Raw genomic sequence first — 26,881 nt, 5'->3', positions numbered from 1 at the left:
TTAAGGGCTTCTCAGTGCCCTGCCATGTGGGTGCCGATCACGGCCAAGTCGGCGGTGGCGGTGGGGGTCTCGTAAGTGATCTGGCCGCCGCTCATGACGAGGAGGCGGTCGGTGATTTTGAGGAGTTCATCGAGGTCGGAACTGACGACGAGGACGGCGACCCCGCGGTCGCGGGCTTCGGTGATCTTTTGGTGTACGAAGTCTGTTGCCGCGAAATCGAGCCCGAAGCAGGGCTCGGAGACGACGAGGATCTTGAGGGGACGGGTGGAGAGTTCCCGGGCCAGGATGGCTCGCTGGACGTTGCCGCCGGAGAGATCGCGAATGGGGGTGTCAGGCCCGCGGGTCTTGATGGAATAGTCCTCGATGAGTGGCAAGGCTGATTTGCGGACGGCGCGGAAGTTGAGAAGCCATTTCCACCGTGCTTGAGGAGGCTGGTCAAAGGTGCGCAGGGCGATGTTTTCTGCCACGCTGAGCATGGGGGCGCAGGCGTTGCGGAGCGGCTCCTCCGGCAAGGTGTGAAACTGGTGAGCGAGAATGTCCCGGCGGGTGCCTTGGTAGGGCTGGCCATGGGCCTCCAGAGAGCCTGAGGCGGCTGGGCGCTGGCCGCCGAGCACCTCCATGAGTTCCCGCTGACCGTTTCCGGCCACCCCGGCAATGCCGAGCACCTCGCCCTCGCCGAGTTCAAAGGAGACTTCCTTCACAGCGATGAGTCCATTGTCACCTAGAACCGAGAGTTGCTTGACCCGGAGTGCGGTGCGTCGGCTGGTGGCGGGAGTTGTCGCTTGCGGTGCAGACGGAGCAGGTTTTGCTTCGGAGGCATCGCCCATCATCATGGCTGCCAGGGCGTCACGATCCAGTTCTCTGACCTTACCCTGGCCAGCCAGTCTGCCCCGACGCAGTACGGTGACGTCGTCTGCGAAGGAAAAGACCTCGCGGAATTTATGCGTGATGATGATGATGCTCAGCTTTCCTGCCACGGTCATCTGACGCAGCAGGGCGAGCACCTCAGTGGCCTCAGCGGGGGTGAGGACGGAGGTGGGTTCATCCAGGATGAGGATGCGGCTCTTCAGGTAGAGTTGCTTGAGGATCTCGGTCTTTTGCTTTTCCCCGGCGGCAAGCTCGGAGGCGCGCTTGTGGAGCGGCACCTTGAATGGGGCCTCTGTGGCCATGAACTCCTCCAGACGGGCAGTTTCCTTTTTCCAGTTCACGGCGGCAGGCACGTCTGGCCGGGAGAGCACCAGATTCTCTGTGACGGTCATGCTGGGCACCAAGGTGAAGTGCTGGTACACCATGCCGATGCCATATTTCCTCGCATCCGAAGGGTGCTGGACCTCTCGGACATGACCGCCCACCATGATCTCACCAGAGGTGGCCGGGTGAAAGCCCATGACGCACTTCACCAGGGTGCTCTTGCCCGCGCCGTTCTCACCCAGCAGGGCGTGAACGGTGCCCGGTGGCACGGTGAGGGAGATTTCATCGGCGGCGGTGAAGTCGCCAAACTTCTTGGTGATACGATAAAGCTCAAGCGAAGCCGGGGCCTGGGTGAACTTCTCCAAGTTTTCCGGTGGGATGAGAGTCATGACAGGAGCGGGAAAAATTACTCACCCGTGGCGAGGGCGCCCGGGGCACCAGCGAGTGATTTCTTCGTGGAACAGGTGATGACCATGACGATCAGCGTCAGGACGTAGGGGGAGGCATTCCAAAGGTAATAACCGGTCTGGATGCCGGCGGCCTGGAGCGCGGGGCCCACGGACTGAGCCCCGCCGAAGAGCAGCGAGGCCACAAGGCACATCTTGGGATCCCAGCGGGCAAAGATGACGAGGGCGACGGCCATGAGCCCCTGGCCACCGGAGATGGCCTCGGTCCAGGCTCCGGGATAATAGAGGGACAGGTAGGAGCCGCCGATAGCAGCCAGACCGCTGCCAGCCATGGCCGCCCAGGTGCGGGCGGCCCTGAGGGAGATGCCCAAGGCCCGGGCGGCGGAGGGTTGGTCGCCCGCAGCACGGATCTGCAAGCCCCATCGGGTGCTGCGGAGGAACCACCCCAGGAAGAAGGCGGTGAGAAGCCCGAGAAAGAAGAGAGGGCAGATGCGGAGGGCGGCCTGGATCTGGGATGAACTGCTCCAGGCTCCGAGGGGAATACCGGGCAGAAGCGGGGCGCTGGGCTGGATGTAAGGTTTGCCAAAGAAGAAGGCGATGCCGCTGCCAAAGAGCATGAGGGCGATGCCGACGGCAATGTCATTGGTTCGAGGCAATTGCGAAAGCCAGGCGAAGAGAAGCCCCAGCAGCATGCCCACTCCCATGGCAGCCAGCACTCCGTACCAGGGTGACCCGGAGTGATAGGAGACGGCATAGGCGGTCATGGCACCGGTCAGGAGGGAGCCTTCCTGGCCCAGGTTGATCTTGCCGCTTTTCTCTGTGAGGCATTCTCCCAGACTGACAAAGAGGAAGGGCGTGCCTCCCCGCACCGCTCCGGACAGGATGGCCATGGTGACAAGCCAGAATGAATCCATGACGTGGGATTTAGGAAATCAAGGTTTGAAGATCTTGAACCTGCCGTACAGAGAGTCGCTGAACAGGATGACCAGGAACACGAGGCCCTGGAAGACCAGGGACGTGGAATCAGGCAGCTTGTGGGCGCGTTGCAGGATGCCGGAGCTGGCGAGGATGCCGCCCAGCAGCAGGGAGACGGGGACGATGGCCAGGGGATGAAACCGGGCGACGAAGGCCACCAGGATGCCTGCGTAGCCAAAGCCGGCCGCGAGGGATTCATTGGCCCGGCCGTGGACGGCGGCGACCTCCACCATACCGGCCACACCCGCACAGCCACCCGCCAGAAAGCAGGTGATGAGTGTGGTGCGATTGACGGGGAGCCCTCCAAGGCGTGCCGCCTTGGGGTTGGCTCCTATAAACCGGGTCTGGTAGCCGAAGGTGGTGCGCTGCATGAGAAACCACAGGATCACACAGGCCAAAAGCCCGTAGGCCAGGCCCCAGTGGACTCGCATGGTGAAATCTCCAAAGGTGATGCGGCCGAGCATGATCTCCTCCGCAATCGGGAAGGTGGAGGGCTTGTTCAGGCTGGTGGGGTCCTTCATGGGCCCGTTCACCAGATGGTTGAGAATGGCGATGGAGATGTAGTTCAGCAGCAGGCTGCTGATGGTCTCGTTCACCCCGCGATACTGGCGCAGACCGGCGGAGAGGGAGATCCAGAGACCACCCCAGATCATGCCGGAAAGGGCCATGAAACTGAGGGCCAGAGCGGGTGGCCACGCCGGGACGGCGAGACCGGCAATGACCGCTCCGATGCCGCCCATGACAAGGGCTCCTTCATTGCCAATGACGACCATGCCCAGGCGCGCTGGCAGAGCCGTACACAGAGCCGTGAGCATCAGCGGGGCGGTCCGCATCAGGGTGTTCTGAAAAGCGAACCAACTGCCAAAGGAGGCCTTGTAGATGCTGGAGTACACCTTAAGGGGGTCCTGACCCTGCGCTTTGCAGAAAAGACCAAACAGGACCAGCGCCAGGGTGACTGCCCCCAGAGGGATGAGGATGGCCTCAAACGCCGGACCCCAGGCGGGACGCAGCCGGGGACTGGCGGGCAGAGGGGCCAGCCCGGGAGCGCCGGGCTGGACAGAGGGAGTGGCAGAGAGCTCGGCCATCGATCAGGGAAGCAACGGACCCACTTACTTGGTGCTGCCCAGTACGCCTTCGACCAGCCAGCTCATGGATTCGATGGCGGGATCGTCCCGCTTCAGAGCACCGCCCGCGGGGACTTTGACGTTGCCCTCGTTGTCCTTGAGTTCGCCAGTGAAGACCTCAAGGGTGCCAGCCATGAAGGCCGCTTTGGCGGCATCGGCATCTGTCTTGGCGGCCTCCGACACGGCGGGACCATAGGGTGACATCTTGATGAAGCCTTCTTTGAAGCCGCCACGGATCAGATGGGGGATGCCGCCATTCATGAGGGATTTGCCCTCCTGGATCATTTTCGCGTACTTGGAATAAACGCTGCTCCAATCCCATTCTGCTCCGGTCAGGTAGCCTTTGGGGGCGAGGGCGGCAGCATTGGCATGGTAGCCGCAGACGTGGGCTCCGCGGCGTTCGGCGGTCTGGGTGACCACCTTGGGACTGTCCACATGGCAGGTGAGGACATCGATGCCCTGGTCAATGAGGCTGTTGGCGGCATCGGCTTCCTTGACCGGCATGGCCCAGTCTCCGGTGAAGACGACTTTAACCGTGGCCTTGGGATTGACCTTACGGGCACCCAGAGCAAACGCGTTGATGTTCATGAGCACCTGCGGGATGGGCTTCGCGGCGATGAAGCCCAGCTTGCCGGACTTGGAGGCGTGAGCAGCGACGATGCCGTTCACATACTGGGCTTCATAGATCCAGCCAAAGTAGCTGCCGACATTTTTGGGATGCTTTTTTTCATCATAGAGCCCGCCGCAGTGGAGGAACTGCACCTCAGGGGCCTCCTTGGCAACCTTGAGGATGTGAGGGTCGAAGTAGCCGAAGGATGTGGGAAACAACACGGAGGCCCCGTCGATGTTTATCATGTTCAGCATGGTTTCCTGAACGGCGTTGGTTTCCGGGACGCTGGCCTCCTCCACGACTTTCACGCCCGGCACCTTGCCGACGCCGGCACCGCCTTCGGCATGGGCCTGATTGTAGCCGTAGTCGTCCTTGGGGCCGACATAGATAAACCCCATGACGGTCTCGGCAAGGGAGGGGCCAGCGGTGGCCAGGAGGGTGATGGCGGCGGCGGTGCGGATGGGGAGCAGATGCAGGAGTCGTCTCATGGTGGGAGGCAGGTGAGCAAGTGAGGGGCGCTGGAGTCGCTTCATGGGTGAGATGACGACGCTAGGCAGGCCCGCGCAGTTGCAGCCCCCGTGCCATGATCAGAGTTGGGTTAATGTGTTGAAAATGTGCACATTGTGGAGGTTGTGAGGCGGAGGAGGGTGAGGGGTGTTTGTTTCTTCTGTGGCAGGTGTTGCGGGCTGCGACAGTTGGCAGGGGAGTAAAGGAGGCGGGGTCTCCCCCCCGTGGTCTGTGGTGTGGGCGGAGGGGGGGAAGGGAATCGTGGTACGCTTGGTGGGTGAGCGGGGCTGGGAACCCCCGCCTCCTTTACTCACGAACAAGCTTCAAGGTCAGGTGGCCGCAGAGTAGAGGAGGGGGGGCTCCGGCCCCGCGGTCTGTGGGATGGGCGGAGGGGGAAGGGGATCGTGGGACGCTTGGTGGGTGAGCGGGGCTGGGAACCCCCGCCTCCTTTACTCACGAACAAGCTTCAAGGTCAGGTGGCCGCAGAGTAAAAAAGCATGTCAAAACCCCGCCTCATTTCATGAGTGCGAAATGCAAAGGGGATGTCGGGTGCCAGCCAGATGCTGGACGCGACATCCCCAAGATGGATGCAAGAGTTAGTAAGTGGGGGCGGTGCCTGTGCTAGCGCGCGGCGGCCTGCTCTTCAGATGGGACACTGCGGCCCCAGCTTACGAGAGCCAGGAGTTGGCCGTCATCGACTACAATCTCAGCCCAGTGACCCTCATTTCCGGCACCGCGGAAGACATTGGAGTCGGTGCTGAAGGTGTGAACGTCGATCGATTGGGAGTTGGGAAGTTTCTCCACCACAGGCGGTCCGCCGGGGGAGCTGCCTTTGGAGAGCTTGTAGGCCAAATCGTTCAACTGCCCGTCCGAAGCGACGGGGTCTGTGGATGTCTTCAACACCACGTGATAGCTCTCGTGGTGATCTTTCTCCTGGTGCTCATACCAGCCGCTGACAACCGACCAGCCATCGGGTTTGTCTGAAAGCTGACGCTCTGCTTCTTTCTTGGAGAGCTTGCCCCGCAGCGGGGTGACTCCTGCCTTGTCATTGAAAGGCAGGGAGCTGTTGATGGCTCCGTCCACAGCAGCCAGGGGAGCAAAGAAGCCTCCGCTAAAGCTGGAGACTTGAAAGTACTCGTCTGAAATGCTGGGATCCAAAAGAGATGGGCCGGCAGTCCAGGAACCGAGAAGAACGCGGCCGTCATACAGCACGACGCGGCTGGTGGCACGGAGGGCGACGTAGGTGCCGGCATACAGCAAGGCACCCGCCAGCAAAAGCCGGACGGAAGTGGGGATATACATGGAAGAGGGGGATTTGGTGCGATATTCTCACCGGGAAGGTGAGGTTGTTTGATAAGTTGAACTCATGCTTGTGTCAAATGTTGAGTTATTTTTGTATGCACGTTTTTGTCATTCCATTTGCGGACAAATGCAGGACGGTTGAAAGGTGGGGGAAATAACTTGTAACGACGGGACATGCGGCGAAAAAAACCCATGCAGGGCGCGGAGCCGGCTGCATGGGTGGCGGGAGGGGGCTGAAGCTGTGAGGTCCGGCCTACTTGCTGTTGAAGTACATGATGATGAACAGCACGATGAGGCCCAGCAGGGTGACCAGGGCGACTTTGATCCAGCTGATCGGGTATTCCCCGGCGATCTTGCCGGTGGAGCCGTTCACGGTGACCTGGTAGCTTTTCGTGCCGTAAGTGTACACGAGCAGCCAGACGGGCAGCAGGATGTGCTTGAAGGTCTGGGCGGAGTAGTCGGCTTGAACCTGGAGGTTGCGCTGGGTGTCCCCGGGCACCTGGGAGGAGCACATGCCGCGTACGGCAGAGTCCATGCGGGCACGGGAGGACTGGGCCGCCCCGATGAGGTCAATCTGGTACTGCTCCACCACCCAGCCGGAGAGGTAGCCCGGATCATAGGGCTTGATCCCGGTGGTGGTGGGGAAGGGCTCCAGCTGATGGAGGAGTTTTTCATGAACCCCGCTGGAGGCCGGGACGAGCGTGTCATCGAAGAAGTGATCCAGGGCCCCGCTGGCATGCTCCCAGCGGACGCGGCGCTCGGATTCGCCCTTGGAGTTGCGCACATAGTAGTAGAAGCCGGCCTCTGCCTCCCATTGGGCGGCCACCTGGGCGTCAAAGGTCCAGTAGGGCAGGTAAACTCCGTGAACCGTGTCCGTCATGGCCTTGCCCTTCAGGTTGTTGGGGGCGAACCAGTGACTGCCATACCACTGGCGGATCTGCTCGCGCACCGTGGACTCGGCGACGTCGAATGGAAGCAGGCCCGAGGGGCGGATGGGGGCTTTAATGTCATCCACCGCCATGAGGGCGGGTGAGCCGCAGAAGTCGCAGCGTTGAGCCACTCGCTTTTCATCGAAGACGGAGATGGCGTTGCAACTCTGGCAGCGCACGGTTTTGCGCTCGGCGGCCCAGCCACGGTCCTCATCTGAGAGGTTGCGAAGGGCTTCGATGAGGTCGCCCTCGGCGACGAGGCTGCCGTCGGCCTTGATTTCGGCCGGGGATTCGGTGCCGCAGTACGGGCATATAAGTGCCTTTTTGCCGGGGTTCCACACGGCCTCGGCACCACAGGCCGGGCAGGAGAACTTGTTGATAGCAGTGAGGTCTGAAGACATGGGAGTCAGGTCGCTGAGGCTGTGGCATCAAAGAACCGCCATACCGCGCGCGAGATGCACGCAGCAGGCGGTCCAGAGAGCGGGCAAAAACCCAGATGCACCGTGAGGGCTGGATCCTAGTGTTTCAGGAAGTCATCCAGCGCGGCGCGGGTGATGCGGTAGGCGCTACCAATCTTTTTGCCTTTGAGGTCGCCGGAGTCGATGCTGGCGATGACGTCCTCCTCTGTGACTCCCAGTACCTGAGCCACCTGAGCGGGGGTGAGCACGTCCACATTCAGGGCTGGAGCCGCTGAGGCTGCGGGAGCTCCGCCGGGGAGCGGGGGCGGAGTGCTGCCACCTCCCTGGGAGAGATTGGTGTTCTTCATCATCTCCTGGGCCATGGCGAAGCCCATGGCCATCTCGGCCGGAGCGCCAGCACCACCGCCCTTGGCCATGCCTTCGGCCATCTGGAACTTCACGTAGTCGTTGAGATTGCCGATCGCGCTCATGCTGCTGCGTTTGTCGATCGCGGCCTCCACTTCCGGCGGAACGCTCACGTTCTCCAGGATAAAGCTGGGGAACTCAATGCCGTATTTGGCCTGGAGGGTGGGGTTGATCAGCGGCAGCAGGGCATCGCCCAGATCTGTGTAGCGGGTGGCCAGATCCAGCACGGGGATCTTGGCGGAAGCGAGGGCGTCGCTGAACACGCTGACAATGCGGGATCGCATGGTGTCGGCGAATTCGTCGAGACGGAAGTGGTGGTCGGAGCCGGCCACTTCTTTGAGGAAGAGTTTGGGATCGACGATGCGGAAGTCAAAGGTGCCAAAGGCCCGGGCCCGGACGATGCCGAAGTCCTGGTCCCGCATCATGATGGGGTTGCTGGTACCCCACTTGTTGCCGGTGAAGAGGCGGGTGTTGACGAAATAAACGTCCGCCTTGAATGGCGAATTGAAGCCGTACTTCCATCCCTTGAGCGTGCTCAGGATGGGAATGTTGTCCGTGACCAGAGTGTGCTTGCCGGGTTCGAACGTGTCTCCGAACTGGCCGAGGTAAACGAACTGCGCCACCTGTGACTCCCGCACGATGAGCTGGGCACCGTTCTTGATCTCCTTGTCCTCATCGACAAAGCGGAAGGACAGGGTGTCGCGAGAGTCGTCGGTCCACTCGATGATTTCGAGGAACTGTCCTTTAAAATAATCCATCAGGCCCATGATCGTGAAGTAGTTGAGGTTGCGGGAGTCTCGTCTGGTGAGACAGGGGGTGCAGGTAAAAGTTCAAGGATTTGTGACGGGGTGTCACCGGATTCTTCGAGGCGGCAGACATTCTTCTACACCCTGCTGGCAAGGGCGGGCAAGGAAGGTGTGCCCCTAAACCAAAAGTTGAGGGGGGCTGCGCCGAATCCTTGGTCGGGATGCGAAAAGTATGGACCTGCACCCCGGTTTTGGTAAGTTTTCGCCCCCTTTTAGCACTTTTCGTCAATGCCTCCTCTGCCGAAACCCCTCCTCGCGCTCTTTTTTCTAGGTCTCACCGCTTCACAAAAACTGACCGCCCAAGCCACCACCAGTGTGTGGTCTGGAGCGAGTGGGAGTTCATGGAGCACCGTCGGCAACTGGCAGGGAGGCGTGCCTGCTGATGTGACCTCCGGCACCCGAAGCACGGTCCAGTTTGACGCCACGGCAACCAACCCGACGAACTTGCTCACGACCATGGATCTGACGAGTGGGTTGGATCTGGGCAAGATCACTGTGATTGACCCGTCCGGGGCGGTCACCATCCGTGCGGTCAACAACTCAAGCCGGGTCATCGACCTGATCGGGACGGGCGGGGCGACCACCATCGACATGTCGGCGGCTACCCAGGATCTGACGTTTGCCAACAACGGATCTGGCGTGATGACGTTGAATGTCGCATCGGGCGATCAAACCTGGAATGTGAAGACCGGACGGACGCTCACGACCTCCGCCGTGTCTGGGAGCACCTCATTTGTGGTGACGCTTACGGGCGGGGGCACGGTCGTGATCGGCGGAACCTCGGACAATGGCAATGGGCGTTTCGCGACGGCCGCCGGTTCAGCGACGGTGGTGTTCCTGGCAAAGAACTCCTCCGCTTCTGTGCACGCCCTGGGAGGCAATGCTGTCTCCAGCATTGGTGCGGGCACGGAGATGCGCATCACGGGCACGGGCGGTGACCAGATCTTCTATCAGACCGACCTGTTGGTGGACGGCAAATTTGACCTCAATGGCAAGAGTGAAGGTCTGGATGCGCTGAGCTCCGGGAGCGGAGTGGCCTCTGGGGTGATCACTTCCGCCGTGGCGGGAGCGGTGACGTTGCGAATCAATGAGGGCGGTGGGGGTGGCACCTACGGTGGCATCATGGAAGATGGCCTTGGTGCCCTGACGCTGGTGAAAGCCAGTACCGGTACGCAGATCTTGGCCGGTGCCAGCACCTACACGGGCAGCACCACGGTCTCCCGGGGGATCCTGCAGTTGATCGGCGCGAACGGTGCGTTGGCGAACACCTCGAGCATCATCATTGACGGCTTTGGTGAACTGCGTCTCGACAGCCGGACCGCCTCCAATGGCTTTGGGGCGGCGGCGAACCTGAACCGTGTCAACAATGCGGCCTCCATCTCACTACGGGGAGGCGTTCTTTCCTTGTATGGTCTGACGACAGCGGCAGTGACGGAGGAGCTGGGAGCGGTATCCATTGCCAACGGGGTGAGCCACATTCGCCTCTCTTCTGACAGTGCGGCGGGTGCCAATGTCACCGGATTGACGGTGTCTGACCTCTCTCGTTCGGCGGGATCGCAGGTGGTGTTCTTTGGTGAGAACGCCACAGGCTTTGGTACGGTGAATTCAGGTGCCAATGATGTCGTTTATTTCCGCGTTACCACGGGGGCGATCTCTGCGGCTGAGCTTTCGGGTGCGGGTGGCACTGGCACGGATCGTGATCTGTACATTGGAGCGTTTGGAAGTGTGTCCACCTCGACCACCACGGGGACGGAGTTCATGACATTGGAAACTGTGGGCGGGTATGATTACTTGCGCCCACTGACCTCTGGTGAGTACGCGGTATTGACGAGTGGGCAGATTGGGGAACACGTGGCCCAGCAGTCAGCCAATACCACCCTGAGTGCCAACACGGCCTACAATGCGCTGAAGATCACGGCCGGGAACACCCTCATCGGAGCGAACAAGACCCTCTATCTGGGTGGGCATGCCGCAGGTGCGGATGCGAACCCGACGGTGACCGAAGGCTCCGGGATGCTGATTGCCAATGGGAACAGCAACATTCTCGGGCTGCGCAGTGCGCTGGATTTCTCGGGCCGGGAGGCGATGATCCGTGTCACCACGGGGACGCTGAACATTGAGTCCTCCATTACCGGCACAGCTGGGCTGAGCAAGCTGGGGAATGGGGCTCTGAACCTGACGGGGCGCAACACCTTCACTGGCGATGTGTATGTGAACGAAGGCATCCTGCAGGTGCGCAATGATCTGGGCCTGGGGGGCAGTGGCACGGTGTATGTGAACGGTACCGCTGGCACGAACCTGCTACAGCTGACCAACGGGATCAATGTGAAGGGCCGGGATGTGGTGCTGGGAGTATCCAACGGCTCTGCGACGGTGGGGTTCAAGTCCAACGCCGGGCACAACACCTGGGATGGTGATGTGATCGTGGGCAATGTGGGACTAGGAGGCAACTCCAGCACTCCCAGCTATCTGCAGGTGTCCAACAACGCGGCGCTGACCATCTACGGGGATGTGTACGGCAAGGAGGATGCTCCGGTGACGGACAGCACCTACCAGGGGAATGACGGTAGCTACACGCGGAGAGTCGCCTTCGACGGCAGCGGTGCGGGCGTGGTGAACCTGCTCGGCACGGTGAAGGACATTGCGACAGGTGCCACTGCGACGCGGGATGACCGCCTGCGGTTTGAAATGAATGCCGCGGACCTCACGCTGAATGTGGGCAAGGCGATGGAGCTGGCGGGATTCCTCTACCTGCGCCAGGGCTACATGCGGTATGAGGGGACGGGGAACTTCTTTTCCACCAGCGCCAACGGCACGGACCGCACCATCATGATCGAGGGCTCCGGCACGGGCAGCGAAGTGGCGCTGATGCTGACCAAGGACGGGCAGACCTTCTATCGCGGCACGACCGCCACTGCGGCCCTCACCATCGGTAACGGAAACAACACCACGGTGACCAACGTGGTGTTGGGTGGGGAGAATGAATCAGGGGTGGTGACCTTCGGTGACGGGACGCAGCGGCTGGACATCAACCCGAGAACTTCCGACGATGCGAGTACGGCCAACGTGGCAGACTACTTCCGCGATGTTCGCTTCTATGCGGCAGCGGGTGGGGAGGTAAACATCCGCATGGAGATCATGGAGGACACCGGGTTTGGCCTCACGAATGAAGTGGGCGCGATCACCAAGGTGGGGCGTGGCACGGTGCGTCTCTCCGGAAAGACGGGGACGAACAACGACGTGGACGGCGGGGTGTATGCTCTGGGCGGCACGCTGCTGCTGGACTACGGCACGATCAACAACGTGAAGGTGCAGTCATTGGACGGTGCTCAGTTCACCACCGCAGGTGGGGACGTGCGTCTGATCAAGTCCAGTGCCGGTACGATTGCTGAGAAGATGACGGGCAACCTGACGGTGCGGGCCGGGGGCTCGGAGGTCAGCGTGGACACCATCACGGGCGGCAATGTCACTCTCGCCCTGGCGGGCATCACCGCAGCGACGGTGGATCGGCGGACAGGAGGCACGCTCAACTTTGTCACCTCGGGCGCTGGCACCTCCGTGATCAGCCTAACTCGCGGTGCGGCGGGTCCTCGCAGCGTGCGTTTGGGTGGGTGGGCCACCTTTGGTACGGCCAACAACACTGCCACCCAGTGGGCTTACATCAATGGTTCAGGAAACGTGGCGGGCTACGCGCACACCGGTGGGGAACTGAATACATTTGGCACCGGACTGAACACCGATCTGACCCTCAACGCCTCTCTGAGTGGCGAAACTCAGTCGAACAGCCTGCGCATCAATGACTCGGCCGTGACCTCTGTGGATCTGGGCGGGAACACCCTGACCCTGACGGAGGGCGGAGTGCTGATCGGGTCTGGGCACAGTGCGGCCCTGACGTTTGCCAATGGCAGTCTCGCCAGCGGGAACAGCCAGGACTTCATCGTTCACAACTACGGTACGGGTGGAACGACCATCAGCGCTGACATTGCGGGCGCTGTCTCCTTCACACATGCCGGGACTGGGGTCACCACTCTCAGCGGGGCCAAGACGTTCACCGGCACGGTGCATCTGGTGGGCGGGGTGGTCTCCGTGAACCAGGACAGCAATCTGGGGAACTCCGCGAACGCGCTGTACCTCAATGGCGGTGCGCTGCGGACGACGGCGGATCTGACGACGGCCCGGGCCATCACGTTGGGGGGAGATGGCGGGCGGTTTGATGTGACCACGGGTACGACCACGCTTTCAGGCGTGATCGCCTCGGAGGGGAACTTCATCTATACGGAGACCAATGCGAGCACGGGCGGCATCGTCAACGCGGCCAACACCAATAGCGTGGGCGTGGGTGATCTGATCAAGACGGGCAGCGGCATGCTGGTGATCGACAACTCGACCAGCACCACGGCCACGACCAACACCTACCGTGGCCTTACGGATGTGCGGGAGGGAACCCTGCGGGTGTTCATTCCCGGCAATACGGCTGTGGGCACCTTTACGGCCCTGGGTTCCAATGATTCCTGGATGGACGCGACCGTGGTGCGCGATGGCGCTACGCTGGAGTTCTTTCGGAACGGCAACACCGGCATTCCCAGCATCGAGGAATGGGTGCGGCTGGAAAACAACTCGACTCTGAAGGTGACAGGGGGCCGGCTCGGCCTCATCGGTGTGACAGAAATCCTGGGGACGGCGACCTTCAACATCGCGACCGGTGCCCAACTGGACCTTGCCAGCTCGGGGTATCTCTCCGGGACGGGTGATCTGGTGAAAACTGGTGGCGGCAGCCTGGTGATGCTGGGGAACAATGCTCTTTACACCGGTGCGATCACCATCAGGGAGGGTACTCTCTCCGCCCGCGGGCAGGGGCAGAACACAGGGTCCAACTTTGCGGCACCCATCCGCATCGAAGGCTCCGGCAGCTACCGGCGTCTTTCCGTGAATGAGTTCAACAACCACTGGCTGGTGGAGGATCACGACTTCGTGGTGAATGGTACGGGTGGCAACCGGATTGCGGTGGGCAACGATTCCACTCCCACGGATACGGACATCTATGACTTCAATGGCGACATCACGTTGCAGAGTGATCTGATTCTGGCCTCTGAAATGCAGATCTCCGTGGTGGGCGGCGGATTGCGTGTTTCCTATGCCCGCTTCAACGGCGAGTTCAGTGGTGCGAAGAATCTCACGACATCGATGGGAACGGGGACGGCGGCGGACCAACGTCGGGGGCACTTCGAGCTGAATGGGGTCAACACCGGGTGGACTGGGGCTCTGACGATTGGAAACGCGACCAGCGATGTGAACAAGATGCATGTCGTAAGACTGGGGAACACCCTGGCTGCCAGTGCCTCCAACAACGTGACGCTTCGCTTCAACAGCACTCTGCAGGTGGGGGGCAATGCCGTTACGATTGGCAACCTCACCACCACCGGCGAGACCGGGGCGGGGTCCACGGAAGTCATTGAAAACGCCTCGCATGTGGCGGGGACGCTGACGATCACCCAGACCACCCATGCAAACTGGGATGCCTACTTCCGCGATGGCACGCCTGCGGGGACGATATATGAGACGGAAGACGCGGATCCGGCCGCCCGCCTTTCCCTGGTGAAAGCCGGTGCGGGGAATGCCACGCTGACGCTGGACAACAGCTATACAGGTGGCACCACGGTGGACACCGGAACTCTGCAGGTGGGGGGCGGCGGGAGCAAGACCACGCGCGCCGTGGGCGATACGGGAACGGGGGCGACCACCAGTGTGCTGTGGGTGAAGAGCGGGGCCACTGTGGCTGGAACGGGTACGGTGCAAGGCGTGCGCGACACCGTGACGCCTGCGAATACGACCACCCACGTGCTGCAGGGCACGATGCGGCCAGGGGACCTGCAGGGCAGTGCGGTGACACCGGGAGACCTGACCAATCTGGGCACGCTGGCGGTGAAGGGCAATCTTGACGCTCGCGCGGGTGCCTTCGCGTTCCAGGTGGGCGGGGTGAACATGGCCGTGGACAACGCATTCGCGGCGCTGGAGGTGGGTTCAGGAGCCTACAACACCTATATCAACAACAACCTGGGCACCTGGGATGGCTACGCGAGCGCTGGCAATCGCTATGATCACGATTTCCTCGATATCGAAGGGCAGCTCTCCATGGATGGCAGCACGACGTTCACGGTTGATTTCACCACGGGCTACGACCCGGTGGCGGGGACCATTCTGGATCTGATGGACTGGATTGGGGCGCTGGGCGGCAGCGGGTTTGACGTGGGGCAGAACTTCCGGTCCGGCGGTGCTGGCGGGGGTGATCTGTATTTGCCCACGCTGGCCAATGGTTCGCTGTATTACGATGTGTCGCAGTTCGCCTCAAACGGGATCATCATGATCGTGGCACCTGAGCCTGGTAGGGCGTTGTTGTTGGTGGCCGGGGTGCTGGCAATGGTGATGCGTCGGCGTCGGCGGCGGGGTTGAGAAGGAGAAGGGGGGACACCAGACATGAAGACGCCAGACGCCAGACATGAAGACGCCAGACGCCAGACATGAGGGCTGGCGCGCCAGACATGAGGGCTGGCGCAGGGGGAGGGCGTGCCCAGTGTGGTCTGCTTCATGGGACGCTTGGCCGGTGAGCGGGGCTGGGACAAGCGGACTACGGCCGTAGCGACCTCGCATGGTCAGGACTCAAGTCTTGAGTCTTTTGTCTTCCAGTCTTGTGTCTCCCGCGCAGCGGGTTGGAGTCCCCGGCCCCGCGGTCTGTGGGGTGGGCGGAGTGGGAAGAGGGTCGTGGGACGTTTGATGGGTGATCGGGGCTGGGAACCCCCGCCGCCTGTACCCCGGGAACAAGCCTGGTGTGGCCGTAGGGGCCTCTCCCTCATCTCAGATCATATATCCGCTGCGGGCGGAGCTTCGGGCAACTGACGCGGGTGGGTCATGTTCTCGGGCTTGAGGATGTCTTCCAACTGTTCGTGGGTGAGCCAGTTCTTCTGCAGCACCAGGTCATAGACGCTGGCCCCGGTGGCGAGGGCTTCACGGGCGATGGCGACGGAGCGCTCATAGCCCAGGATGGGATTCAAGGCGGTGGCCAGGCCGATGGAATGCTGCACGTATTGCATGCAGCGTTCTTCATTGGCCTCGATGCCGGAGATGCAGCGGCTGGCGAGGATGATGGCTCCGTTGCGCAGGAGGGTGAGGCCAAAGATGAGGTCAAAGGCAATAACGGGCTCGGCCATGTTGAGTTCCAGCTCGCTGGCCTCGGCGGCCATGGAGATGGTCATGTCAAAGCCGATGATCTGGTAGCAGATCTGGTTGACGGCCTCCAGGATGACGGGGTTGACCTTGCCCGGCATGATGGAGGAGCCCGGCTGCATGGCGGGCAGGCGGATCTCATAGAGGCCGCAACGTGGGCCCGAGGAGAGCCAGCGGAGGTCGTTGCAGATCTTGGAAAGCTGGACGGCGGCGGTCTTCATGACGCCGCTGAGCATCGAGAACTCGCCGGAGTCCTGGGTGGCTTCGACGAGGTTCTCTGCGAGCTGGACGGGCAGGCCGCTGACATCTGCCAGCCGCCGGGTGCAGGTGTCTGCATAGCCAGGAGGGCTGTTGATGCCAGTGCCGATGGCGGTGGCCCCCATGTTCACATAGAGCAGGTCAGAAGCGGCCCGCTCCAGATGGCGCAGGCCATCGCCGATCATGACGGCGTAGGCTCCGAACTCCTGACCCAGGGTCATGGGGACGGCGTCCTGATTTTCCGTGCGCCCCATCTTCAGCACATGGCTGAATTGCGTGGACTTGGCGCGCAGGGCTTCCCGCAGGTCGCGCAAGGCGGAAAGCGTGTCTCTCACGGTGAGGTACACCCCCAGTTTCACCGCGGTGGGGTACACATCGTTGGTGGATTGCGAGCAGTTGACGTGATCGTTGGGGTGGCAAAACTGGTACTGCCCACGGGCGTGCCCCATGAGCTCCAGAGCGCGATTGGCGATCACCTCGTTGGCGTTCATGTTGGTGGAGGTGCCAGCCCCGCCTTGAAACATGTCCACCACGAACTGGTGGTGCAGCTTGCCCTCGATGATCTCATCGCATGCGGCGGCGATGGCGCGGGCGCGATCCTCCTTCAGCACATGCAGCTCCATGTTGGCCAGGGCGGCGGCTTTCTTCACATAGGCCAGCGCGACGACGAAGTGACGGAAGTGATGCAGCTTGATGCCGGAGAGAGGGAAGTTTTCCACTGCCCGCAGGGTCTGGATGCCGTAGTAGGCGGAGGAGGGAAGATCCCGCTCACCCAGAAGGTCGTGCTCACGACGGAATCCACTCAGTGTGGGAGCCTGCGCCATGAGCAGGGAAAGACGGCGGTTGGACTCGCGGAGGCGACGACCGATGTGGCTGGCCACGTTCCCGCAGATGCGGTAGAACAGCCCCGGTGAGGTGGCGCGCAGCTGGTGAACACGGTCGGCAGAAAGCTCCCACACCACCGTGCCAGAGCGGGTCATGGCAGTGGCAGCATGGGGAAGGTCATCAAAGAGCACACCCTCACTGAGGAGGCTGCCCTCAGTCGCCGTGGCGAGATGCACGGACATGCCATTCAACCCGTGACTCAGCTCGACCTCGCCCTCCAGCACCAAGCCCAGCCAGCGACGGGGGGTGGACTCGTAAAACAGGTGGTCACCGGACTGGTAGCTGTGCTCCTCACCCAGTGCCAGTACGCCTTGCAGTTCCTCCGTGGTCACCCCCATGCGGGCAGCGGCCTCTGCCACGGTTGTCGCGCTCAATTTCATGGTGCCATCATGTGGCGGGAGAAGCGCGGATGGCAAGCTCCCGGTTCTTGGTTTGCGGGAAGCACCTCGAACCGGGAGTGACGTAAGTCTGGGAACCCTTTTTGGATATAAATATCCAGGGTGGCAGGTTTAATGAAGGGAAAGAGATTTTCCCAACAGGTTCTCAGCCTGCAAAGGGCACGGCCGGGACGCCTTTGGCGCCAGGGCGGGTCACAAAGAGCCGACCAGCGAGGGGTTCCTCGATCTTGGCCTTGCCGGTGGTGATGTAGAGGTCGCCCAAGTCGTCGCCACCAAAGGCGCAGGAGGTGACCTCGATGCAGGGCAGAGCGATCTCGGCCTCGACCTTGGCGGTCTTCGGGTCAAAGCAGCGCACGGCAGCCCCGTGGCAGAAGGCCACCCAGAGGCGGTCTTCGCTGTCGATGGTCATGCCATCTGGGGAGGCATTCCATTGGGCGGTGTCGATGACGATGCGTTCGTTGGAAATCACGCCCGTGGAGACTTCAAAGTCGAAGGCGAGGACGTTGCGCCGCGGGGTGTCGATGTAGTACATCGTGCTTTGATCACGGGTCCAGACGATGCCGTTGGAGACGGTGACCGGGCTGAACTTGTTGGTGATCGTGTGATCGGGGTAGAGGCAGTACAAGGAGGCCTTGGGAGCCTTCACATCGGTGGGCATGGTGCCTGCCCAGAAGCGACCTGCGGGGTCGCATTTGCCGTCGTTGAAGCGGTTGTGGGGCAGGTGGGGTTCTGGGTCCACGAGCAGGGTGACCGCACCGGTGGCTTCATCCAGGAAGGAGATGCCCTTGTCCCCGCCAAAAACGAGGCCACCCTTGGCTCGGGGGACCACGGTGCCGACGCGCTCACCCACATCCCAGATCTTTTCCGTGCCCGTTTTCGGGTCGAAGCGGAGGATCTTGTGCGCCTCGATATCCACGTAGAGGAGCGAGTCGCGATCCCAGAGCGAGCCTTCGCCCCAGATGGAGATGTGTGTGCCTACAGGTTCGGGAGTGGGAATGGACATTGGGGTTTCCGTTAGCACGGGTGGTTGTGATTGGAATCGCAGAATTCTGAATTTCAATCGCGCGCCGGTCACCCCATGGGCGGGTTCTCACCCATTACGGGCGGCAGGTGTTTCTTCCGCACCTCGGGGATGGAATGGAGAATGAGAATGGACACGGTGGCGAAGAGTCCGCACATGAGCGTGAGGGACTGGAAGCTGCCGGTCTGGGTGTACACCCAGCCACCCAGCGTGACGGAGCCCAGCAGGCTGACCATTTGGAAGAAGGCGAGCATGGCCTGGAAGGTGGGACGCCGCTCGAAAGGGCAAAGCTCCGCGCTGAAGGTAAGGTCGCCCACCTTGTCCACAAAGAGGCCGAAGCCCCAGACGAAGAACACTGCCAGGAAGGCCGGGAAGCTGGAGATGAACGGGAGGCACAAGCAGAGAGCCAGACAGAGGCAGCGGGAGAGGAGCATGATCACCTTGCCCCCATGGCGATTGCCCCACCAGCCGGCGAAGACGTTGCCAAAGAGAGAGCCAATCATATTGGCCAGGACAAAGTGGCCGATGGCGGCCTGGGGCTGTTGGGTCACCTCCAGAGCGTGGATGCTCATGAACCCGGCGAGCATGAGGTAACCCATGCCGGTGAAACGGGCGAGCACCAGCCGGATGAGCTGCGGCTGGGAGCGCAGCATGCCCGGCAGTGCGGTGAGATAAGGTCCGTAGCGCAAAGGGAGGGGGGGCTTCTTTGCCTGCGCTGGGGTAGGGGCTGGTGCCTCGTCCCGAATACCCAGCTGGGCCGCGAGGGACAGGGCGAGGAAGCCAAAGCAGATGAGGTGCAGCGTGGAATACCCGTGAGCCCCAGGTTGGTGGGTGAAGACCCAATGGATGACTGGGCCCGCCGCAAGGCCGATAATGCCCTGGATGAGGTAGCGGATGGCCCAGCCGGAGGCCCGGAGGTGCTGGGGGATCAGCCGGGTGACCCACTCCATCCAGGCATTCACGCCCACGCCACCCACCACGCCTGAAACCACCGGGGTGAGCACCACGAGGGTGAGAATAATGGCCGACGCCTGCGGGGCCAGCAGCATGAAGAGACCGGTCAGCAGGTAAGGCAGCCGCTGGAGAATGCCAAAGAAAACGACAAAGGGCTTGAGCCTCCCCAGCCGCTCTACCAGCGGGGCCACAAAGAGGCCAGGCAGAGCGTAGGCTGCGGGCAGTAGCACGGGCATGAGGGCGGTCAACTGATTGCTTCCGCCCAGAGAGTGCACCATGGCGGGCAGAACGGTCTCCGGACCCAGAAAGGCCGTGCCGGACATGTAAAGCCCGCCTTCCAGACAGTGCATCCAGAAGTTCCGTCGGAGATTCGGTTGGGAGGCAAGGCTCTTCACGGCACCGACGGGATCAGAGCGTTAGGTCACTCAGCCTTCAAGGTATAAGATGCGTCCGCACTGCTCGCAGTGGGTGATCTCCGTGTCGGCGCGCAGAGAGTTGAGCGTGCCGGAGATCACCTTGACGTGGCAACCCTTGCAGGCACCGCCTTCTACGAGCACCACGGCGGCATCGCCCTTGCTTTTGATGAGGCGGTCGTAGGTGGCGAGGGCTCCGGGTTCGATGGGGCCGGCGAGATTGAGCCGCTCTGCACGAAGGTCCCCCAGTCGCACCTCGATCGCCTTGGCGCGCTCGCCCAGTTCGTGGATCTCCTCCTGCACGCTGGCCTTGGTGGCGTTGAGCCTCTGTTGTGCTTCTGAGAGGGCAGGTTTCACTGTCTCCAGTTGCTCCATCAACTCCAGCTCCTGGTCTTCCAGATTGAAGACCTCCTTGCCATAGCGTTCGATCTCGTTGCCCATGGCGCGGAACTCTTCGTTCTTCCGCGTGGCAAACTGCTGGTCCTTGAGTCGGACGATGGTGTTTTTCCGGGTCTGGATGTCCAGCTCGAGATTCTTGATCTTGAGTTCCACCTCCCGGACCTTGCCCAGAGCCTCGGCGACGGCGGCTTCATCATCGGCCAGACGGAGATGGGCGCGCTTCTGGAGGTTCGGGATGTCCTTGAGATCCTTGCTCAGGTTGCGGATGCGCTGGTCGCGGTCTTGCAGGACGAGGAGTTGCTGGACGACGGGGAGCATGGATGGATGGGGGGCCGCTGGCCTGAGGGCTGTTGGCGGGGGTGGAAAGATTGACTGTGAGCGTTTTGCCACGAAGCGGTGGCATTAGCAAGGCGAGGATTGGGGTAGGGTGGAAATCCGGGGCAATTGACGGGTGTTGACATGAGGAAAGCGGGAGTGAGGTTGTTGTATGGCATACGCAAGCAAGCGTCGTCAGAAAGCAGGATCTGCGGCGACCACGGGTTGGCGATTCAGGGCGGGCCATTGCGCGGTGGTGACCTCGCTGGCTTTCCTGGTGGGAATGTCTCCGCTCTCAGCCCAGCAGTCGCCCTACTTTGAGGCCGCGCTGAAGGGCAAGGAGGCTATTGAGAGGGGCGATCTGAGTGTGGCCGCGGATGAGTTTACCAAATGCATCGGCTACGCACCGGGAGAAGTGCGTCCCAGACTGGAGAGGGCAAACGTTTATTTCCGGCAGGGCAAGCTGGATCTGGCGCTGGCGGATGCGCAGGCGGCGATCAAGCTGCAGCCCAAGAATCCGGATGGCTATGTGGTGCGGGGCAACATCCTGTTCCGTAAAGGGAAGCTGGATGAGGCGCTCGCGGATGCCAACCGGGCTCTGACGGCGATGCCTGACCTGGACGGCGGCTATGCGCTGCGGGCGAAGATTCGCCATGCCCGCAAGCAATATGAGGGCGCGATCGCTGACTACACACAGGTGACCAAGCTCAATCCCACGAATGTGGGGGCTCTCTACAACCGGGCAAATCTGTATGCCGAGATCAACGAGCATGACGCGGCGATCAGTGACCTGGAAGTGGTGGTGAAAGTGCAGCCTCTTGATCGGGAGGCGTGGTGGTTGCTGGGGAACTTGTACGGTAGAAGGTCCAAACTAGATCGTGCCGAGGAGGTGTTCACCAGACTGATCGAACTGGATCCCAATGACAGCCAGGGATACTTGCAAAGGGGAGTCACCCGCGCCAAGACTGGCAGCAAACAGGATGAGGCGCTGGCGGACTTTTCGCAGGCGATTGCGCTGGGGCTGGACAACAAAGACATCTTGGGCCGGGCCTATACCGGGAAGGCGCTGGTGTATCAGCAGCGCGGGGAATATGAGCTGGCCAAGAAGGAACTGCTGGGCGCGATCAAGCTCATTCCGAATGATCTGACCACGCTGGACATGCTGGCGTATGCGTACGGGGCGACTCTGGAGCTCGACAACGCCATGAAAACGGCCGACCGCTATGTCGCGCTGGCGCCCAGAAGCGCAGGAAGTTATTTCCGCAGGGCCTGGCTGAACGGGAACAACAATGACTACGCCAGGTCAGAAGCCGACTGTACAAAGGCCCTGGAGTGTGACCCCAATTTCGGCATGGGCTACGCCACAAGGGCGATGGCGCGCTTTAAACTAGGAAACAACGTGGGCGCGGAGGCGGATGTGGCCTCGGCGCTCAAGCTGAACCCCGACCTCGCGGAGGCCCACCGCGTGAAGGCGCTGATGGCGCTGCAAGTGGGAGATGCGAGCTCTGCAGTACAGCACGCCACCAGGGCCTGTGAGGGCTCGGGCTGGAAGGATCCCAGCCAGATCCTGGTGCTGGTGGCCGCCTACGGCTCCGCGGGTAGAGTGGAGGAGGCCATGAAGTGGCTGGAGAAGGCGGAGGGGATGGGGCTCACCCCTGCGGACAAAGAGGATGTGGCGCGGCTGCGGGCGGCGAAAGAGTTTGTGAGATAGGTGGGGGACATCGTGGCGACACTGCGGGAGTAGTCCGACGGTCCCCGTCGGAGGCGTCGTGGGTGGTCGGTGGAGACGGTGGTGTTTGTGCGCTTGGTCCCTCCGTTGACTGAGCCAGTTGGGACAACCGGACTACGCCTGTGGCGACGTTGTGGGGTGATCCATTGCGATCTAGGAAATAATAAGCCGCGGCCCCGATGAAAGGGCGACGGCTGGTGAGGGCTCTTGAAATCGGAGCTAAATCAATACAGCTCTACAGGGGATCGTTTGCCGTCTTCCACGCTGAGGTTCTTGGCACCCTCCTCACCCAGCGTGTCCACGCGGAGCTTCCAGATGTCGTCGTTGATGGCGGCGAATTTCTCGAGGCTGAATTTGTCGGGGAAGGCGAGCTTCTTCTTGGTCTTCTCCAGGCGGATGAGGGCGTCGTGCAGAATCGGATCGGGCACACCTTCCAGGTGGCGGCGGGCTTCTTCCACCATCTCCAGGCGGTGGCAGATCATGACCATGTCATTTCCGGCCTTCACGGCTTCCTGAATGGCTTGCTCGAAGGTCACTTCATTAAGGATGGCACCCATGTCCAGGTCATCCGTCATGGCCAGGCCATCGAACCCAAGCTGGTCGCGCAGGAGCTTCTGCACGATGTTGTGGGAGAGGGAGGCGGGCCAGCGCTCGTTCTGGGGATCGTAGGCGCGGTAGTTGGCGTGGCAGACCATCACGCTGTCCAGCTCGGGCAGGAGGGTGCGGTAGGGGAGGAGTTCCTCCTTCTCGAGTTGTTCGGCTGTCTTCTCGATGATGGGCAGGAACTCGTGGGGGTCGCACTCGGCAGGGCCGTAGCCGGGGAAGTGCTTGGCGCAGCTCAGGACGCCTTCCTTGCGCATGGCGCGATTGAAGGTGCCGGCATTGTCCACCACCTGCTGGGGGTCGGTGCCGTAGCAGCGGCCTTTCAGGGAGTTGTCGGCAGTGTCGTCGTAGCTGATGTCCAGCACGGGGCAGAGGTCGAGGTTGATCCCGAAAAGGCGGAGCAGTCTGCCGGTGAGCTGGCCGTGGCGTTTGATGAGGAGGGGATCGCCCTTCTGGCGGAGCTGCTGGGCGTTCGGCGGCTCCTGACCGATGTAGCGCAAGCGGGAGACGCGGCCGCCTTCCTGGTCGATGGTGATGATGGGCTCGATGTCGCTCAGGTCCCGGAGGTCATCGCAGAGTTTGCGGAGCTGGGTGGCGTCCTGAAGGTTGCGGCTGAAGAGGATGAAGCCGCCGGGCTGGAGTTTCTTGAGGCGGGCGGCCGTTTCGGAGTCGAGTTCTGGACCAGGGATGCCGGTAAGGAGTAGCTGGCCGAGGGTGTTGGCGTGAGCGGACATTTTCGGTGATTCAGTAAATCGGTAATTCAGTAAACTAGTGGCCCGGAGCGCGGGGGAGGGGATGGGCCCTCGGTCTGCCACAGTGACGCCGTAGTCACAAGATCTTGCAAGCGGGATGCGATGGCAAATCAGAGGGCGGGGTGCCAGCAAAGGGAGTGAGGGGATTCCGGTGCCGGTCCGTGACAATCGTCCCCTGACGGCGCTTCCAGGCTGGATGACGGCCAACCCCTCCAGCGCCGAATGCCGATTGCCGATTGCCAATCGGCGGCACAGCAGATTGGCAATCTGCGCTACGCTGCCGCCAGCGTTCACGCCCCAACCGGCCCGATCAAATCACTGCCCCGGCTCCGCAGCAGGGTTGGAGTATACGTGATCGAATCAGGAGTCGCAGAGTTGTTGAGGTGCTCGCGGTGAGACTCGATCTCCCGGCTGGATGGGGGCGGACGTCATGGGACGTGTGAGGGGTGATTCCGCTTGAAAGCGGTACTCCAACCCCGGCGCGGACCTCAGCCGACGAGAGGGGGACCCACACCGCCCTGCTGGAGACCTCGAAACACATCCGCCATACCCCCGCCACTCCCAAGCCGCCCCAATCTGACGCACTGCCCCATTACATGCCGCCGTTGTTTCCTCGGTCAGCAGAGAGGGAGGTGCTACGGTGCAGCGGTAGTGAAGGAGGCTGAACCACCAACTCCCGCAAGCTGACGCCACGTCCCCACTATCATCCAGCCCCAACACCTTGACCACTGACGCACTGCCCACTGACGCACTGCCCACTGACGCACCGGACTACTGACGCACCGGACTACTGCCCCTCATCCGGATCGGGCTCGCGTTCGAGGAATTTCATGTACTCCGCGATGAACCTCAGCGGGACGTCATCGGTGGGGCCGTTACGGTTTTTGGCCATGATGAGGACGGCTTTGCCTTTTTTGGCTTCTTCTTCCTCCTCGGTGCCGACTTCGGTCTTGCTGCCGGCGTAATCGTCACGGGTGAGGAGGCCGACCATGTCGGCGTCCTGCTCGATGGAGCCGGATTCACGAAGGTCGCTCAACATGGGGCGGCCGCCTTTGCGCTGCTCCACGGCCCGGTTGAGCTGGGCGAGCACGATGATGGGCAGGTCCAGTTCCTTGGCCACGCCTTTGAGGCCGGCGGAGATTTCTGCGATTTCAATCTGCCGGTTCTCCTTGGCTCGCTTGGACCCGGAGGTCATGAGCTGGAGGTAGTCGATGGTGATCAGGCCGATGTTGTGCTGCTTCTTCAAGCGGCGGGCCTTGGCGCGGAACTCCATGATGTCCAGGCCGGGTGTTTCATCGATGAAGATCTCTGACTTTTGAAGCTGGCCACACGCGGTGGTGACGGCGCGCATCTGCTCACGGTTGAGCAGGCCGCTCTTGAGCTTGCTCATGTTCACGCCGGCGCGGCCGGCAATGAGGCGCTGGACCAGCACGGAGGCGCTCATTTCCAGGCTGAAGAAGGCCACGGGGCGCTGCAGTTCCACCGCCACATACTCGACGATGTTCATGCAGAATGAGGTCTTGCCCATGGAGGGACGGGCGGCGATGACGAAAAGCTCCCCGCCTTGCAAGCCGGTGCTGAGCTGGTCGAGCTTCCGGTAGCCGGTGGAGAGGCCGTTCATCTGGCCGGGGTTGAGCAGGAGGTGCTCAATGGTATCCACGGCCTCCATGATGTGCTGACGCAGGGGCTTGATGGTATCGCGCGACTCTGTGTCCTCACGGACGCTCAGCATGCGCTGCTCCACGCGGTCGAGCAAGAGGGGGACGTCCTCCTGGTACTCGTAGGCGTTTTGAATGCTCTCCGTGCAGGCGCTGATGATACGACGCAGCAGGTGCTTGTCGTGCAGGATGCCTTTGTAGTACTCGTAGTGCGCCGGGGTGGGGACGAAGGAGTAAAGATCCGCGAGAGTGGCGGGCCCGCCGATCTTGTCGATGAGGCCCTTGTCGATCAGGTAGTGCGACAGGGAGACGAGGTCGATCGGGCGACCGTCGTTGTTGAACTCTCGCAGCACCTCATAGATGAGGCGGTTGGCAGGGTGGTAGAAGGCTTCGACCGGGAGGGTCGTCAGCGCATCGTTGATGAGGTCCGTCGGGTTCTGCAGGAAGCAGGAGAGCACGCCTTTCTCCGCGTCATCGCTGAAGGGCATGGCGCGGTTGATGTCACTTAGGGGATCAACCTCTCCCTTCTTTTTGCCTTGGCCTCCTTTTTGCAGCGCCGGGGCATTGGCGGCTGCCGGGTCAAACGGGGTGACGTTGGAGGCGGGCTCTGGCATGGGGCGGGGACGATGCTAATCGAAAATCAATGGACGAGCGAGAAGGAAACGCTGTGAATTTATGTGAACAACACAGAGAAAAAGAGACCCCGCACAGATATCTGTGCGGGGTCCAAAAAACAGCAGGTAAACGGAGGCAGCTGGAAAAGCCCTCGCTTATTCCTCAGTCTCTTCAGCTTCGACTTCAGTGCCGTCAGCAGCGGTGACGGTGATCTTGAGGAAGCAGTTGACTTGAGCGTGAAGCTTGACGGGCACTTCGAAGGTGCCGGTGCTCTTGATGGGCTTCTCGAGCTCAATCTGGTGACGGTCGAGTTCCACTTTGGCAGCGCTCTCGGCAACGGCCTTCTGGATGTCGATGGTGGTGATGGAGCCGAAAGCCTTGCCAGCCTGGCCGGTTGCAAGCGTGAGCTTGAGCTTCAGGCGCTTGAGCTTGGTGGAGATCTTCTCAGCTTCTTCGATCTCTTTGGCCTCACGCTCCGCGCGGACCTTCTTGAGGGAGTCCAACTGGCGGAGGTTGCCCTTGTTGGCAGCATAGGCCTTGCCCTGCGGGATCAGGAAGTTGCGGGCGAATCCGCCTTTCACTTTCACAACGTCGCCCTCGGCACCGAGATTGGCGATTTTCTCCTTCAAAATGATATCAACGGTGGGCATACGATTGCTGGTTGGGTAGAGTGGGGCAGGGAGGATACCCAGCTAGGAAAGGCTGTCAAATGCTGGGTGAAGTTTTTGGGGGTTGACCGTTCCCAGGGGTTTGGTTGGAGGGGCATTCGTGCGACATGGAGGTGTTGATGGCGGTGGGGAGAAAGCGGATGCTACTGGCCTTCCCACCTGATCCTCCTCCTCGGAGGTACCCAGGGTTGACTCGCTTGAGGCTCGTCCAACCACTGGGCTGTGCTAAAAATCCCCTTCGGGGATCAACTTGTCGCCAGCGAAGGCGCGGTCATCCCAGGCGACGCTCAAGTCTTGTGTCTGGAGTCTTCCAGTCT

Annotated in this window: 16 protein-coding genes; 2 read left to right on the top strand and 14 right to left on the bottom strand. The window is 61.6% G+C overall.

Annotated elements, in window-relative coordinates; all coding sequences use genetic code 11:
- Positions 1-11: 11 nt before the first annotated feature.
- From VSP_RS21270 to VSP_RS21240, 7 genes are all read right to left on the bottom strand, one after another.
- Positions 12-1,580, bottom strand: a complete 1,569-nt coding sequence (locus VSP_RS21270; protein ID WP_009963222.1) for an ABC transporter ATP-binding protein — start codon at positions 1,578-1,580, stop codon at positions 12-14.
- A gap of 17 nt (positions 1,581-1,597) precedes the next feature.
- A complete protein-coding gene (locus VSP_RS21265; RefSeq protein WP_009963220.1) occupies positions 1,598-2,512 on the bottom strand; it encodes an ABC transporter permease in 915 nt (304 codons plus the stop codon).
- 18 nt (positions 2,513-2,530) lie between these two features.
- Positions 2,531-3,658, bottom strand: coding sequence for an ABC transporter permease (locus tag VSP_RS21260; protein WP_009963219.1), 1,128 nt, complete (start codon positions 3,656-3,658; stop codon positions 2,531-2,533).
- A 24-nt stretch (positions 3,659-3,682) separates the two neighbouring features.
- Positions 3,683-4,795 carry a BMP family ABC transporter substrate-binding protein gene (locus VSP_RS21255; RefSeq protein WP_081452894.1) on the bottom strand — a complete coding sequence of 371 codons (1,113 nt, stop codon included), beginning with the start codon at positions 4,793-4,795 and terminating at the stop codon, positions 3,683-3,685.
- 640 nt (positions 4,796-5,435) lie between these two features.
- Entirely contained in the window at positions 5,436-6,116 is a 681-nt protein-coding gene (locus VSP_RS21250) for a hypothetical protein (protein WP_009963217.1), read from the bottom strand.
- A gap of 253 nt (positions 6,117-6,369) precedes the next feature.
- The gene (locus VSP_RS21245; RefSeq protein ID WP_009963216.1) at positions 6,370-7,446 is read right to left on the bottom strand and encodes a TFIIB-type zinc ribbon-containing protein; all 1,077 of its coding nucleotides are present in this window, start codon (positions 7,444-7,446) and stop codon (positions 6,370-6,372) included.
- A gap of 116 nt (positions 7,447-7,562) precedes the next feature.
- Positions 7,563-8,636 carry an SPFH and helix-turn-helix domain-containing protein gene (locus VSP_RS21240; protein WP_009963215.1) on the bottom strand — a complete coding sequence of 358 codons (1,074 nt, stop codon included), beginning with the start codon at positions 8,634-8,636 and terminating at the stop codon, positions 7,563-7,565.
- A gap of 267 nt (positions 8,637-8,903) precedes the next feature.
- Here VSP_RS21240 and VSP_RS36575 point away from each other — a divergent pair, with 267 nt between their 5' ends.
- Complete coding sequence (locus VSP_RS36575; RefSeq protein WP_009963214.1) at positions 8,904-15,125, top strand: autotransporter-associated beta strand repeat-containing protein; 6,222 nt, start codon at positions 8,904-8,906, stop codon at positions 15,123-15,125.
- A gap of 407 nt (positions 15,126-15,532) precedes the next feature.
- On the opposite strand, the gene VSP_RS21230 is transcribed toward VSP_RS36575, so the two are convergent.
- From VSP_RS21230 to VSP_RS21215, 4 genes are all read right to left on the bottom strand, one after another.
- Positions 15,533-17,419, bottom strand: a complete 1,887-nt coding sequence (locus VSP_RS21230) for an aspartate ammonia-lyase (protein ID WP_009963212.1) — start codon at positions 17,417-17,419, stop codon at positions 15,533-15,535.
- A gap of 163 nt (positions 17,420-17,582) precedes the next feature.
- Positions 17,583-18,440 (bottom strand): SMP-30/gluconolactonase/LRE family protein, encoded by an 858-nt coding sequence (locus VSP_RS21225; RefSeq protein ID WP_009963210.1) that lies wholly within the window; start codon positions 18,438-18,440, stop codon positions 17,583-17,585.
- A gap of 68 nt (positions 18,441-18,508) precedes the next feature.
- Positions 18,509-19,807 carry an MFS transporter gene (locus VSP_RS21220; RefSeq protein WP_157210993.1) on the bottom strand — a complete coding sequence of 433 codons (1,299 nt, stop codon included), beginning with the start codon at positions 19,805-19,807 and terminating at the stop codon, positions 18,509-18,511.
- 30 nt (positions 19,808-19,837) lie between these two features.
- Positions 19,838-20,542, bottom strand: a complete 705-nt coding sequence (locus tag VSP_RS21215) for a zinc ribbon domain-containing protein (protein ID WP_009963208.1) — start codon at positions 20,540-20,542, stop codon at positions 19,838-19,840.
- Between the two features lie 280 nt (positions 20,543-20,822).
- Here VSP_RS21215 and VSP_RS21210 point away from each other — a divergent pair, with 280 nt between their 5' ends.
- Complete coding sequence (locus VSP_RS21210; RefSeq protein WP_009963207.1) at positions 20,823-22,250, top strand: tetratricopeptide repeat protein; 1,428 nt, start codon at positions 20,823-20,825, stop codon at positions 22,248-22,250.
- Between the two features lie 242 nt (positions 22,251-22,492).
- On the opposite strand, the gene nagZ is transcribed toward VSP_RS21210, so the two are convergent.
- The 3 genes from nagZ to rplI form a co-directional block, all read right to left on the bottom strand.
- The gene (gene nagZ, locus VSP_RS21205; protein WP_009963206.1) at positions 22,493-23,605 is read right to left on the bottom strand and encodes a beta-N-acetylhexosaminidase; all 1,113 of its coding nucleotides are present in this window, start codon (positions 23,603-23,605) and stop codon (positions 22,493-22,495) included.
- A gap of 805 nt (positions 23,606-24,410) precedes the next feature.
- A complete protein-coding gene (gene dnaB, locus VSP_RS21200; protein WP_009963204.1) occupies positions 24,411-25,895 on the bottom strand; it encodes a replicative DNA helicase in 1,485 nt (494 codons plus the stop codon).
- Between the two features lie 156 nt (positions 25,896-26,051).
- The gene (gene rplI / locus VSP_RS36570; protein WP_009963203.1) at positions 26,052-26,546 is read right to left on the bottom strand and encodes a 50S ribosomal protein L9; all 495 of its coding nucleotides are present in this window, start codon (positions 26,544-26,546) and stop codon (positions 26,052-26,054) included.
- Between the last annotated feature and the right edge of the window lie 335 nt (positions 26,547-26,881).

The sequence above is a fragment of the Verrucomicrobium spinosum DSM 4136 = JCM 18804 genome, assembly GCF_000172155.1.
Lineage (GTDB): Bacteria > Verrucomicrobiota > Verrucomicrobiia > Verrucomicrobiales > Verrucomicrobiaceae > Verrucomicrobium > Verrucomicrobium spinosum.
Note: the sequence above shows the minus strand (reverse complement) of the source record. Positions and strands in the feature narration are given on the sequence as shown.

What these genes read in the sequence shown, in the direction of transcription:
- VSP_RS21245 (WP_009963216.1), bottom strand. Translation starts at nt 7,446, where the DNA reads ATGTCTTCAGACCTCACTGCTATCAACAAGTTCTCCTGCCCGGCCTGT.
- VSP_RS21210 (WP_009963207.1), top strand. Translation starts at nt 20,823, where the DNA reads ATGTCTCCGCTCTCAGCCCAGCAGTCGCCCTACTTTGAGGCCGCGCTG.
- VSP_RS21255 (WP_081452894.1), bottom strand. Translation starts at nt 4,795, where the DNA reads ATGAGACGACTCCTGCATCTGCTCCCCATCCGCACCGCCGCCGCCATC.
- VSP_RS21265 (WP_009963220.1), bottom strand. Translation starts at nt 2,512, where the DNA reads ATGGATTCATTCTGGCTTGTCACCATGGCCATCCTGTCCGGAGCGGTG.
- VSP_RS21225 (WP_009963210.1), bottom strand. Translation starts at nt 18,440, where the DNA reads ATGTCCATTCCCACTCCCGAACCTGTAGGCACACACATCTCCATCTGG.
- VSP_RS21250 (WP_009963217.1), bottom strand. Translation starts at nt 6,116, where the DNA reads ATGTATATCCCCACTTCCGTCCGGCTTTTGCTGGCGGGTGCCTTGCTG.
- VSP_RS36575 (WP_009963214.1), top strand. Translation starts at nt 8,904, where the DNA reads ATGCCTCCTCTGCCGAAACCCCTCCTCGCGCTCTTTTTTCTAGGTCTC.
- rplI (WP_009963203.1), bottom strand. Translation starts at nt 26,546, where the DNA reads ATGCCCACCGTTGATATCATTTTGAAGGAGAAAATCGCCAATCTCGGT.
- VSP_RS21215 (WP_009963208.1), bottom strand. Translation starts at nt 20,542, where the DNA reads ATGCTCCCCGTCGTCCAGCAACTCCTCGTCCTGCAAGACCGCGACCAG.
- VSP_RS21270 (WP_009963222.1), bottom strand. Translation starts at nt 1,580, where the DNA reads ATGACTCTCATCCCACCGGAAAACTTGGAGAAGTTCACCCAGGCCCCG.
- dnaB (WP_009963204.1), bottom strand. Translation starts at nt 25,895, where the DNA reads ATGCCAGAGCCCGCCTCCAACGTCACCCCGTTTGACCCGGCAGCCGCC.
- VSP_RS21230 (WP_009963212.1), bottom strand. Translation starts at nt 17,419, where the DNA reads ATGAAATTGAGCGCGACAACCGTGGCAGAGGCCGCTGCCCGCATGGGG.
- VSP_RS21260 (WP_009963219.1), bottom strand. Translation starts at nt 3,658, where the DNA reads ATGGCCGAGCTCTCTGCCACTCCCTCTGTCCAGCCCGGCGCTCCCGGG.
- nagZ (WP_009963206.1), bottom strand. Translation starts at nt 23,605, where the DNA reads ATGTCCGCTCACGCCAACACCCTCGGCCAGCTACTCCTTACCGGCATC.
- VSP_RS21240 (WP_009963215.1), bottom strand. Translation starts at nt 8,636, where the DNA reads ATGGGCCTGATGGATTATTTTAAAGGACAGTTCCTCGAAATCATCGAG.